The following is a 12630-nucleotide window of genomic DNA, read 5'->3' on the forward strand; positions in this document are numbered from 1 at the left end:
AGCAATAGATGACTAGCAGAAGTAAACATAAAGTAGTACTTTTTTGCTGTTTTATAGGATTTAGTATTGTCATAAGGTGCTAGAAAAGGGGGGAATCTCGTTGAAATTCGGGGCTCCCCTTTTTTTTTACTATTTTTAAAAAGAACGAATAAGTGCAATTGTGGTATAATCTCTGTATTAAAAAGTAAAAGGATGTTTTTTAATGAAAATAGGCATTGTGGGGAATTACGGCAATGATAATAATGGTGATGAATCAATATTATACGGCATTCTTCAACAAGTAAAACAAACATTTTCGGTAACGAGTGACGACATTACCGTTTTTAGTAATAACACACAACAAACATCCGCGCGTTATGGGGTACATAGCTATCCATTGTATTATAAAAAGGGCAACTTATATAAAACGTTTATCCATACGTATAAAAATAACAAACAATATGTAGCAAACTTTGACCTCCTCATTATTGGTGGTGGTGGTATTTTAATGGATTTTTATAAGCGTGAGGCCCATCTTTATGGAACATATGCAATGATGGCAAAACAAAATAATATTCCCTACATTATTTACGGATGTGGTGCAGGACCACTAGATACATTTTCAGGAAAAATTAGTATCCGTGTTATGTGTCGTTATGCAGCAAATATCTCTGTGCGTGATCCTCAGTCTAAAAAACTTTTACAAAGTATTGGGGTCAAAAAACCGATAGAAGTCATTGGTGACCCTGCATTTACGTTAAAAGGGGATCGCAAAGATTACGCTGAAAAGCCAATAAAAATTGGTGTTTCAGCCGTTCCGTACTATAATGCAAACTATTGGCCAGAAGGAAATGTAGCAAAATACGATGCATATGTAACAGGTATGGCGAAAAATTTAGATCAAGTCATTTCTGAGCAAAACGTTCACATTACATTTTTTGCAACAAAGTTTCCGCAAGATGTTACCGTGACAAAAGATATTCAGAAAAAAATGCAACATCGTGCTCATACAGAAATAATTGAGGAAAATCTTGTGCCTGAACGTTTACTTGAAGTAACAGGCGAGCAAGATATTATAATTGGTACGCGTTTACACTCGCTAATATTGGCGACCAATTCAGAGACTCCCATTATTGCTGTATCCTATCATACAAAGGTGCAAGATTTTATGTCCTTTGTCGGCGCATCAGATCGATGCTTACAGATGCAGGATATAGAAGATGATGAGAAAGCTCTTTCTAAATTAGTTGGCAAACTAAGTAGCAATTGGGAACAGTCAATTGCAGAGACGAAACAAATTGCTACACATATTCATAAAGAGGCCATGTATGGTCAGGAATTAATGAAAAAGGCAGTGACACGTCTATGAAAAAAATACTCGTCATTAGTAATATGTATCCTTCATCTGATCATTTATCATTCGGTATTTTTGTGAAAAACCAAGTGACAGCGCTTGAAAAAGCTGGACTAGACGTTGAAATAGCAGTGAATACAAACCCAGCTACAGGCAAGAAAAACACGATTGTCAAATATGCTAAATGGGGATTTTCTACATTAATGAAGGGTTTGAAATATCGAAAATCAATCGATGTAACACATGCACACTACGTGTTTCCTTCAGGGATGTTATCGTTACTTTTAAAGAAAATGTTTGGTATACCTTACATTGTTACTGCTCATGGTGGAGACATCGAACGTATGGCAAAGAAAAATGCGAGAATTCGCAATTGGACAGCGAGCATTTTACGTGAAAGTGACCATGTTATTGCAGTAGGTCCCGTGTTAGCAAAACAAATCGAGCAAGACTTTGATATAGCACCTGACAAAATCTCTGTTGTTAGTATGGGTGTCAATCGACATGTATTTTCAAAGGGGAGCCAAGCTGAAGTACGTCAACAATTGCAATTAGCGAAAGACCCATTTATTTTTCTTTTTGTAGGCAACGTCATTAAGCAAAAAGGCGTTGAGGAACTTTTGCAGGCATTCCAAATGTTAAAAACAAAAGTGGAGCGACCTATCGAGCTGAAAATTATAGGATCTAGAAGAGATGAAAGTTTTTTCCAATCCTTGCAACCATTCTTCAGTGAAGACGTCAAATTTATAGACCCACTAAAACAACAAGAACTCGTAAAGTGGTTCCAGGCAAGTGATGTCTTTGTGTTACCATCACATTTAGAAGGTTTTGGTCTTGTAGCATTAGAGGCACTAGCAACAGATACGCCTGTCATCGCTTCTAAAGTAGGTGGGCTTGTATCGCTACTTGGTGAAGGAGCAGGGCATTTAGTGGAGCCTGGGAACGCTATGGCTTTATCTGAGGAGATGCTGCGTGCAGTGAACACGCCGAAGGATCAATATATGAATCGTGAAGCGGTTAATGAAATATTAGCTATTCACGATGAAAAAAATATTACAGCTAGATGTATAGACATTTATAAGTCGGCCATTAAAGGTAGGGATGACTTATGAATAAATTTATTAAAATTGTAGGGGCAGTAGCGATTATTAATATCGTTGCCCGTGTTTTCGGCTTTTTACGTGAAATGATTATCGGATTTCAATATGGGAGTTCCCATATCGCTGATAGTATTTTCACAGCTTACACCATTCCAAATTTTTTATATTTAGTAGTTGGTGGCGCTTTTACGACAGCCGTTATCTCAATTTATAATCGGGAAACAACAGACCGAGCATTATTTGTAAAACAGTCCTTTACGATTGTACTGTTGACTGTGTCTATTATGACGATTATTTTATTAGCATTTACCAATCCAATTATGGATATGTTCAACCAAGGTAAAAATAAGGATGATTATAGTCAAAGTGATTTAGACTTATTGAAAAACTTGTACTTTTGGATGATGCCATCATCTATCTTACTTGTTTTATCATCTTGGTATAGTGGTTTACTGAATGTAAACGAAAAATTTCACTTATCAAGCTTTGCCATTTTAATTTACAACGCGATTTTCCTAGTCATTGCTGTTGGATTATCTTATATTCCAGGAATCGGGCCACTTGGATATGGTATTAGTGCTTTAGCTAGTGCGGCGATAATGGTGTATTTCTTAATAATCGGTTATCGCAAATTAGATTCCCATAAAGTTGGTTTTTCTTTGGAGCGAAATGTTTCTTCGAAGCAATTATGGATTATGGTGTTACCAATAATGCTCGGAGGAGCGACGATTCAACTGTACGCCTTATTACAGCGTGTTTTTGCTGGTATGCTTTCAGAGGGGGCAGTTGCGGCAGTTAACTATTCTTCCAAGCTGATGCAATTCCCGCAGGCTATATTAATTACAGCTGTGACAACAGTAATTTATCCAATTTTGAGTCAAAAAGAAGCCAACAATGACCTTGTGTCAATCAAGAGCCTTTATTCTAAAGGGCTACACTATCTACTTTTGCTACTTGTACCAGTAACAATATATTCTTACTTTTACGCTGAAAACCTGATTCAGGTGATATTCCAGTATGGTAAATTCGATGCTTACTCGACCGCCATTACAGCACCTGTTTTAGCAATATTCGTGTTGTCCATGTATTTCTTAGCGGCGAATACGTATATTACACGTTTTTACTACGCAAAGGGTGACTCCATGGCGCCCGTTATATTTAGTTTAATTAATGTATTTGGTGTCAATATTGCTGTTATTATGTTGATGGTTGAAAATTACGGCGCTGAGGCAATTGCATGGGGCACATTAATAAGTTCCATTACAAACTTTATGATGCTAATTTTTTATGCAATACCTAAATATGACTTGAAGATGGGCATCTTTAGCAAAGAGTTACAATTTTTCAGAGCTGTGCCACCAATGATAGTCATTGCTGTAGTTATGTATTACTCAAGCCATTATTTAGTATTTGAATATAAGTGGTTAACGTTTATTGTAGGTCTAGCTATCTTTATTGCTGTCTTTGTAGGTTCTTACTTAGTATTTGGCATCAAAGAAGTAAAAGAATTTACGGATAAACTGAAAAAGAAGTTATTAAAACAATAAGCATTATGGTTAAAATAAAATGCGCGAAATGCATGTTGGAAGTAGTACTTCCAGCATGCTTTTTGTATTTTTTAAAGCAAAAGTTTATTTTTGTTAAGATAATGCTTTTAGCTTATTACAATGCTTTTCAATAGATTAGAAAAGTACCAAACATCATATTTTGTTGAATATGCATAGTGTAATTTTTGGAATTATATTATAATTAACATTATTCAGATAGTGAAAAGTAAAATGATGGGTTTCGTGATGGTTTACTATTTAAAATTACATTTTTAAACAGGGTAATAATTTTTAACAGAGTAAGGTGACAATGATGGCAAGAGGTAGGAAAATCAACTCAAATGGTGAAAAAAGTAAACAATTATTACTGGAAAAAGCTGTGGAGCTTTTCGCTGAAAGGGGATACCATGCTACGAAAATAAGCGATATAGTGAAAGCAGCAGATGTAACACAGCCCACATTTTATTTATATTTTAAAAGTAAAGAATCGCTTTATGAGGACTTAAACATACAATTTCAGCTTGGGTTTTATGAGATTATGGACAATCATTCCGAACAGGCTGAAAAAGGGCTGGAAGGCTTTATTCATATGCTAGAACATAAATTATACTTGATGTTTCTCTATATTATCGAAAATCCAAAGTTAACGAAAATTGGCTTTTTTGAATCGAAACAATCATCAAGCGTTAAATCGCAGCTTACACAGCAATTTATTGAGCTAGTTTATCGACATGATTGTGATGGATTGTTTAAATTACAAAATATCGATATAAAAATAGTTGCGGATAGTTTTGTTGGCTCTTTTGAACGTTTAATATTAACGAATTTACTAGAACAAAAAAGCAAGCCATGTGAACTTGCGCGAAATTTAGTTCATGTCTTTTTTATATTAAAAGAACCTCCATGTGTGTGATAGAAAATGGAATCCTTCTCAATATAGGGAGGGATTTTTTATTTCGGTTCCAGACGCGCTCTTGGTTGGGGCATATAAAAGGGCATGTCATATAAAAAAGCGTTTGATTCGCTTTGGAGCGACAATCAAACGCTTTTATTCAATAAGATGGCTCGTTGTTAGTTAGTTACTGCAATATGCAGATAAATCCCTTTTTGCAGTTTGTCACCTGTAGGTTTTTGAATAGTTGGATGAACGAGCAACATATATTCTTGGCCTTTTCCTAAAGGATTTTTAGGTGTAACGAGTAAGGAATTGTCTTTTCCTACTTTTGTAGTAATTGGAATTTCGTCTCCGCCTAAAGCAACAAGCTGTACACTGCCTTCAGGAATTGGTGAAGAGAAGGCTTGCGAAAATTTAACTACAAATGTTTTTGTAGTTGGTACATTTTTTAGGCTTACTAGTTCCTGATACTCTTTGTATTGTGCTTTAATGGCATCATAATGAGCTTGGAAAAGTGGTGCAGTTTTCGTTTGAATAGTTGGTTTCACGCCTACTTCGTTAATCGTTTGACCAGCAGGACCTGTAAATTTACCTACAGTAAGCTTTAAATAACTGCCGTCATGTAATTCAAAGAAACCTTGCATTGCCCCTTTACCATAAGTAGTTTCACCATATAGAATCGCCGATTGTTGATCTTGTAACGAAGCTGCCAGCATTTCTGAAGCACTTGCACTATAGCGGTTTACCAAAATACGTGTATCTGTTGGGAATTTCATGTTTTGTTGTGCAGCACGCACTTCATAGGAGGCATGGGCTTCCTGTAATAAATAGGCGATTTTTGCTTTTGGGAATAATCCAGTAAGCTGTTCTGCCGTTGCAACATAGCCACCGCCATTATTTTGTAAATCTAAAATAAATGAAGTAGCACCACGTTGCTTAAGCTGAGTCAGTGCGTCTTTCACTAGTTGTGCGCCATCTTCAGAGAAAGAAGACATTGCTATGTAACCAACATCACCAAACAATAAAGCAGATTCTACGTTTGGTAGGGTGAATTTTTTACGTGTAATAGTTTTAGTAGAAGTAGTGCCATTCTCATGTAATAGCTTAATTTGCACTTCGCTGCCTTCATTACCGATTAGCAGGGAAGAGGCTTCTTGAGTTGAGCTACCTACAATGGATTGACCATTAATGCCGATAATAATATCTCCTGCCACGACACCAGCTTCAGATGCTCCACTTTCTTCAATTACTTGTAAAATATGAATGCCGTCATCATGCTCTTCAATGACAACACCAATACCGATTGTCGACATATTAATGCTATTCATAAATTCTTCAAATTCTTGCTTAGTAAAATATGTTGAGTAAGGGTCTAACATATTAATGATTTCCGAAATAGTTTTGGCATTTTGTAAGTTACCGTTTACTTTACCAACATAATTTTCTGTAATGATTTCCTTGATTTCCTCAACGAGTTGCTGTTCGTTATTTGCAGCCGAAGCGTTTGATAAAGGAAATAGGATAACACTCAGTATAAAAATGAAGGACCATAATACTTTTTTCATAAGACACCTCTTTTCTAATAACTTATTTTTATTATACATGAATTTCCAAATTACAGCGAATGAAAACAGACACGTCTATAAAAGGAAGACGTGTCTGTTTGTTTGAAGTTTAGTTTTTCTTAAAAAGCTTATGAATAATAAAACCGACAATTGTACCGATTATTGCAGGAACAAGCCAACCAAGGCTTTGCTCATACAGTGGCAAAATATTTAAAATATTCTCATAAGAAGTAAACGTGATTTTCATCTGTTTTAAGCCATCGTAAAGACTGACAAAGAATGTCGGAATTAACGCCAACACATAAACAATTCGTCCACCTTTAAAGAAATGATCGACAAGCGATAATACCATCAATACGATCGCGAGCGGATAGATAATTAATAATACTGGAAGTGAAGTATTGATAATCGTCGATAATCCAACATTTGTAATCGCTACACTAAATAACGTAAAGACGATTAAAAATGTTTTATATGAGATTTGTGGAAATAGCTTGTTGAAAAACTGTGCATTGGCTGTTAATAAGCCAACAGCAGTAGAAATACAAGCTAATAAAATCGTAACCGATAAAATAATACTGCCAAAGTCGCCAAACAGATATTCTGCTGATTTTGCGATGATGACGCCACCATTATCAGATGTACCAATTGCTCCAATGCTTGTATTGCCAATATAGCCAAGTGAAATATAAACAAAGGCCAAGCCAATTGCAGCGACAATCCCTGCAAAAATGGTAGTTTTGACTTGCTTTCTAGTATCGTTCATCCCCATACCACGTAATGCCTGCAAAATAACAATACCAAATACGAGAGCACCAAGAACATCCATCGTTAAATAGCCTTGTACAAAACCTTCGTAAAATGGCGAAACTGTGTAATTCCCAACCGCTGTGCCTGATTCACCCATTGGGGTAATAAAGCTCTTAACAGCTAGTAATAATATAACAATTAAGAGCGCAGGGGTTAAAATTTTCCCTACACGATCTACAAGTTTCGATGGATTGAATGCTAAATAAAGTATTAAAGCAAAAAATACTATAGATGTAATGAATAGTGGAGCCCAATGTTCTTGAGCCGCCTCTGAAAGAAATGGCACAATGCCGATTTCATATGACACAGAGCCTGTACGTGGAACAGCGAAGAACGGCCCAATTGCTAAATAGACAATTGAAGTGAATATGATACCGAAAATTGGATGAACACGACTGGCAAGTAGTTGTAAATCGCCGCCTGCTTTTGCAACTGCAACGATTGCCAGTAAAGGTAAGCCTACGCCTGTTATTAAAAAGCCAACCATGGCTGTTGTAATATGTTCACCAGCTTGTTGCCCGAGCAACGGTGGAAAGATAATATTACCTGCCCCTAAGAACAAGGCAAAAAGTAATAAGCCTACAGCTAAATTCTCTTTGATGAAAACTAAGATGTTTCTCATAAATAATAAAAACTCCTTTATAATTGAAAAGCTAAAACTTTCTAAAAATTTTAAATACAGAAATGTATGTTATCATAGGACTATTAAACTTGCAATTATTACAGTTAAGCTAAACAGTCGGATTCTGTAGTATTATATAGGATTGATAAATTGTTTGAAAAATAGTCAGTATTTCCGATTTTTGTTTAGACAATTCTTTAGTATGATAGACACACAAGGAAATATTCTAACATGAACGGAGGCTATTGGATATGCTTAAATCAAAAAAATTGAGAATTCTCGCTTTAAGCACTATTGCTACTTCATTTTTTGCGATACAAAATGCTGAAGCTGCAACATATACAGTACAAAAAGGCGATACGTTATCCAAAATCGCTCAAAGTCATCAAGTGACGATACAAGATATAAAAAAATGGAATAATCTATCGAAGGATACGATTTATGTAGCACAAAAGTTAGAAATTACAAAGCAGGCAACAGCTGAAACAGGAAAACCTTCAAAGCCAACAACAACTACACCTTCAAAACCTACAACTGCTGTTCATACTGTTGCGAAAGGTGATACATTATCAAAAATCGCTAAGCAATATAATGTGACAATAAAGGAAATTAAAGAGTGGAATGGCATAGAGAACGACACGATTTATATTGGACAAGTATTAAAAATTTCTCCAGTAGCTGTCGTACCCGAGGATGATACAATACATAGTAATGTAACTCCAGAAACGGGGACCCCATCAAAAGTAACAACAAAAGATCCTACAGCAAATGGACAAGCTATTTACAAAAAAACCGTGGAAGTGGCGAATACATTAATCGGAACACCTTATCTTTATGGCGGTAATACGCCAGAAGGTCTTGATTGCAGTGGGTTTATTTATTATGCATTCAATCAAAGTGGTGTGAAAATAGCGAGAGATAGCAGCGAAGGCTACTTTAATGGCAATACAACACATGTGAAAAATCCGGTGCCAGGGGACTTAGTATTCTTTGAAAATACTTATAAAGAAGGCATTTCTCATATGGGTATTTACCTTGGCAACAATAAATTTATCCACGCGGGTACAGATGGTGTGGAACTATCGGATGTGACGTACTCTTACTGGTCAACTAGATTAGTAGGATATAAACGATTCGATACAGTAAAATAATGAACAGGCGATTTTTGCATTAGGGCAAAAATCGCTTTTTATTTGATTGAATGATTCAATCGCCACAAACAACGTGAGAATCGCCAGTAAACTAGGGCAAATCGCTCCGTACATGTAGGAAATAAAAAATCCTTCTTTCCGTAGAAAGAAGGATTTTTTTATATTATTGTGTTACACGTGCTGTCCAGCGAGATAAGTCTGCTTGTTGTGCATCAACTAGTTCAGCTGGGAAGATAAATGTCCAAGGTTTTGTTGAATTTGGTTGGACAGTTAGGATTGGATCCATTTTAAATGATCCTTTGGCAATTTGTTTACCTGTTGCGTCGATAATTTCTAGCGGTAATTGTTCTAGATTAATTGCTTTATTGTGACCGTTACGGATAAAAATCGAAACATTCAGGTTACCATTATCAGCAAGTTTTGCTTGAAGACCAGTAAAGTTAACTTCTGTTTCACCTAATTTCGGTAAAGTATTAACGATTTTAGCAAGCTCTTCTTTTTGTGCTGCTGGTAATTGTTGTTCCCATGACGGATCTAATTCTAATTGGTGACCGCGTAAAGATACAAGGTTAAATGCGATTTTCCAACCATCTTCTGGCACTTCGTCTACTTTAATAGTTGATTTTTCAAATTCAAAAACCCATGGACGAGCACTTTCAGCTGGAATTGTGCCTAGCGCTTTAAAATCGAATTTTTTAGATGCGACAAGCTCATCGTTTTTATCCATAATGAATAATTCAATTTCACCTAACTCAATTGCTTCAGCTAATGATGAGCGGAAAAATGCACGAACAAGCCATTTCCCTGTGCGTGGCTCATCTTCAATACTAATAGAAGATAGCGATAATTGATTTGGTTTCAAAGGCTCTAGCTCATTTGCAAGGAAGTTAAAAATATACTTTTGTTCTTGTGGTACATTCCATTCAGGATGGAATGACAGCTTCGTTACGATATCACGATTGTCCCCTTTATTTGTAGCCGCATTTCCTAGTAAATCTTTTGAGTCAATTGTGTTTTCTTGTACGATTTTATCTGATTTTTTAAAAAATGAAAATAAACCCATTATTAAACCTCCTGTTGTCCTTCAACCATTTTCATGAAGCCTGTAATTTCGATAATAATAGAACGACGCAATTCTTGGAAATTCTTTCCGAACAATTCGAGTCCTTCTCGTTGGTAAATGCGCATCGGATCTTCTTGTTGATAGTGACGTAAACCGATACCTTCTTTTAAATGAGCCATTGCTTCTAAATGCTTCACCCAGCCACTATCTATATAGCTCAACATCACTTGAGGAATAACCGTCATGACTTCATCATTTTCTGCGAATTTCTGCATATGATCGAGCAGTTCTTGTTCAGAAGGCTGTATATCCGCTAGAATTTGTTTTACTTTGCCAACTTCACGATCAATTGTAACGGGAGTAATGAATAATGAATTCAGTGCACTTTCCATTTGGTCATAATCCCATTCTACAGAAGGGAGCTCCTCAGGTGCAGCATCGCGCACTGCAAAATCGACCGTTTCACGCAGCATTTTTTGCAGCTCTCCCATTACATCTTCACCAGCTAAAATTTTGTCACGTAAGCCATAAATAACGGTACGTTGATCATTAATGACATCGTCTAATTTTAAATTGTATTCGCGCATGCCATATTGTGAGCCCTCTACAATACGTTGTGTACGGTTGATAAGCTCCTGAACATCTTTGTTTTGGATGACTTCATTTTCATCTACAATCATTTTTGCTGTGAATTTTTCAACTTCTTCTTTTGCATAACGGCGGAACATATCATCTTCAATAGAGAGAATGAAGCGACTTTCACCTACGTCTCCTTGACGACCAGAACGGCCTCGTAGCTGATTATCAACGCGGCGGCTTTCATGTTTTTCTGTACCAATTACGTAAAGACCACCAAGTGCATGGACATCGTCACCTAACACGATATCTGTACCACGACCAGCCATATTGGTTGCAACCGTAATACGACCTTTTTGACCAGCTTGCGAAATAAGCTCTACTTCTTGCTCAACTGTTTTGGCATTCAGTAATTGGAATTTTAAGCCTTCCTTTTTTAAATGGTCTGCAACGGATTCAGATTGCAAAATGGACGTAGTACCGATTAAAACAGGTTGCCCTTTTTCATGGCGTCGTTTTGCTTCGGCAGCTACAAATTTATATTTTGCTGCTTGTGTTTTGAAAATAATATCCGGTTGGTCTACACGTTGACGTGGGCGGTTTGTAGGGATTTGAATAACTTCCATACCGTACACTTCACGGATTTCCTTTTCCTGTGTTTTCGCAGTTCCTGTCATGCCTGATAGCTTCGGATACATACGGAAATAGTTTTGAATTGTAATTTGTGCCTGTGCTTTATTTTCTTCAGTAATCGTTACGCCTTCTTTTGCCTCGATTGCTTGATGTAAGCCATCGGAAAGAGAACGACCTTCTAAAATACGACCTGTGAACATATCAACAAGCTCGATTTTGTCATCTTTCACGATATAATCAACATCACGCTTGAACATGACATGTGCACGAACCGCTTGGATCACATAGTGATAAAGTGTTTGATGCTCTAAATCGTATAAATTGTCAACATTGAAGGCAGCCTCAACCTTTTCAATGCCTTTATCCGTTAAAGAAGTGGCCTTTGTTTCATCATCAAAGTCGTAGTCTTCTTCTGCTTTAAAGCGTTTTGCTAACATAGCTGCAATGCGATGTAATTCATCGTTTGCTGGCATTTTACCAGCAATAATTAAAGGCGTTTTCGCTTCGTCAATAAGTACACTATCGACTTCATCAATGATCGCGAAATGATAAGCGCGTTGTACTTTATCGGCTAAGCTATGTGCCATATTGTCACGTAAATAGTCGAAACCAAATTCAGTACCGACACCGTACGTAATATCCGCGTTATAAGCGTCTTTTTTGTCATTTGGTTCCATCATTGGTACATTTAAGCCGACTGTTAAACCGAGGAAACGATGGATTTGTCCAACAAGCTCATAGTCACGTTTCGCAAGATAATCGTTTACTGTAATGACATGAACACCTTTGCCTTCTAATGCCCGTACATAAGAGGGAAGTGAAGCAACAAGCGTTTTCCCTTCACCTGTAGGCATTTCAGCAATATTGCCTTCAGTTAATACGAGTCCACCGATTAGCTGTACATCAAAATGACGCATACCTAATACACGTTTTGAGGCTTCGCGTACAACTGCAAATGCGTCTGGAATGATGGATGTAATTGGTTCACCTTGATCTAAGCGATCCTTGAAAATAAAAGTCATTTCTCTTAACTCAGCATCTGACTTATTGACGTATTTTTCTTCAAGATTATTAATTTGTTCTACTATTTTATAGTAGCGTTTTAATTGACGAGCACTTGTTTGCTCATTGTTGCGTTTAAAAATTGAGAACATGAATTTACGCTCCTTTAAAGTTGTCTAAATGCTAGACACATCATTATTCTATCAAATTTTACGAATGATGACTACATTTGACATTAAGTAATAAAGGTAGAATAATAGAGAAAAATGGAAAATGTGAAATAGCGGAAAATGATTAGAAAAAGTATATTTCAGAGCATGTTCGTGCTATAAT

9 protein-coding genes are annotated in these 12630 nt (G+C 36.5%); 5 read left to right on the forward strand and 4 right to left on the reverse strand.

Going from position 1 to position 12630, the window contains the following annotated elements; translation table 11 throughout:
- The first annotated feature begins 202 nt into the window (after nucleotides 1–202).
- The 4 genes from MKY08_RS02780 (at nucleotide 203) to MKY08_RS02795 (ending at nucleotide 4893) form a co-directional block, all read left to right on the forward strand.
- Complete coding sequence (locus MKY08_RS02780) at nucleotides 203–1348, forward strand: polysaccharide pyruvyl transferase family protein (RefSeq protein WP_069510704.1); 1146 nt, start codon at nucleotides 203–205, stop codon at nucleotides 1346–1348.
- Nucleotides 1345–2445 (forward strand): glycosyltransferase, encoded by a 1101-nt coding sequence (locus tag MKY08_RS02785; protein WP_069510702.1) that lies wholly within the window; start codon nucleotides 1345–1347, stop codon nucleotides 2443–2445. Before MKY08_RS02780 ends, MKY08_RS02785 begins: the two co-directional genes overlap by 4 nt.
- Entirely contained in the window at nucleotides 2442–3980 is a 1539-nt protein-coding gene (locus MKY08_RS02790; RefSeq protein ID WP_069510699.1) for a lipid II flippase MurJ, read from the forward strand. Before MKY08_RS02785 ends, MKY08_RS02790 begins: the two co-directional genes overlap by 4 nt.
- Before the next feature lie 313 nt (nucleotides 3981–4293).
- Nucleotides 4294–4893, forward strand: a complete 600-nt coding sequence (locus MKY08_RS02795; protein WP_069510698.1) for a TetR/AcrR family transcriptional regulator — start codon at nucleotides 4294–4296, stop codon at nucleotides 4891–4893.
- Between the two features lie 158 nt (nucleotides 4894–5051).
- Here MKY08_RS02795 and MKY08_RS02800 read toward each other — a convergent pair whose 3' ends face one another.
- The gene (locus MKY08_RS02800; RefSeq protein WP_069510696.1) at nucleotides 5052–6440 is read right to left on the reverse strand and encodes a S41 family peptidase; all 1389 of its coding nucleotides are present in this window, start codon (nucleotides 6438–6440) and stop codon (nucleotides 5052–5054) included.
- A gap of 109 nt (nucleotides 6441–6549) precedes the next feature.
- A complete protein-coding gene (gene brnQ, locus MKY08_RS02805) occupies nucleotides 6550–7872 on the reverse strand; it encodes a branched-chain amino acid transport system II carrier protein (RefSeq protein WP_069510694.1) in 1323 nt (440 codons plus the stop codon).
- A gap of 251 nt (nucleotides 7873–8123) precedes the next feature.
- Here brnQ and MKY08_RS02810 point away from each other — a divergent pair, with 251 nt between their 5' ends.
- On the forward strand, nucleotides 8124–9023 hold the full coding sequence (locus MKY08_RS02810; protein WP_069510692.1) for a C40 family peptidase: 900 nt from the start codon (nucleotides 8124–8126) through the stop codon (nucleotides 9021–9023).
- 163 nt (nucleotides 9024–9186) lie between these two features.
- Here MKY08_RS02810 and MKY08_RS02815 read toward each other — a convergent pair whose 3' ends face one another.
- Together MKY08_RS02815 and secA2 are read right to left on the reverse strand one after the other, a co-directional pair.
- Nucleotides 9187–10086: an accessory Sec system S-layer assembly protein gene (locus tag MKY08_RS02815; RefSeq protein WP_069510690.1), complete on the reverse strand. Its 900-nt coding sequence runs from the start codon at nucleotides 10084–10086 to the stop codon at nucleotides 9187–9189.
- A 2-nt stretch (nucleotides 10087–10088) separates the two neighbouring features.
- Nucleotides 10089–12449: an accessory Sec system translocase SecA2 gene (secA2, locus tag MKY08_RS02820; RefSeq protein ID WP_069510688.1), complete on the reverse strand. Its 2361-nt coding sequence runs from the start codon at nucleotides 12447–12449 to the stop codon at nucleotides 10089–10091.
- Nucleotides 12450–12630: the final 181 nt, after the last annotated feature.

It is taken from the genome of Lysinibacillus sp. FSL M8-0337, from assembly GCF_038593855.1.
Lineage (GTDB): Bacteria > Bacillota > Bacilli > Bacillales_A > Planococcaceae > Lysinibacillus > Lysinibacillus sphaericus_D.

Excerpts from the sequence above, each read along its gene's own strand:
- MKY08_RS02780 (WP_069510704.1), top strand. The coding sequence starts at position 203 with ATGAAAATAGGCATTGTGGGGAATTACGGCAATGATAATAATGGTGAT.
- MKY08_RS02785 (WP_069510702.1), top strand. The coding sequence starts at position 1,345 with ATGAAAAAAATACTCGTCATTAGTAATATGTATCCTTCATCTGATCAT.
- MKY08_RS02790 (WP_069510699.1), top strand. The coding sequence starts at position 2,442 with ATGAATAAATTTATTAAAATTGTAGGGGCAGTAGCGATTATTAATATC.
- MKY08_RS02795 (WP_069510698.1), top strand. The coding sequence starts at position 4,294 with ATGGCAAGAGGTAGGAAAATCAACTCAAATGGTGAAAAAAGTAAACAA.
- MKY08_RS02800 (WP_069510696.1), bottom strand. The coding sequence starts at position 6,440 with ATGAAAAAAGTATTATGGTCCTTCATTTTTATACTGAGTGTTATCCTA.
- brnQ (WP_069510694.1), bottom strand. The coding sequence starts at position 7,872 with ATGAGAAACATCTTAGTTTTCATCAAAGAGAATTTAGCTGTAGGCTTA.
- MKY08_RS02810 (WP_069510692.1), top strand. The coding sequence starts at position 8,124 with ATGCTTAAATCAAAAAAATTGAGAATTCTCGCTTTAAGCACTATTGCT.
- MKY08_RS02815 (WP_069510690.1), bottom strand. The coding sequence starts at position 10,086 with ATGGGTTTATTTTCATTTTTTAAAAAATCAGATAAAATCGTACAAGAA.
- secA2 (WP_069510688.1), bottom strand. The coding sequence starts at position 12,449 with ATGTTCTCAATTTTTAAACGCAACAATGAGCAAACAAGTGCTCGTCAA.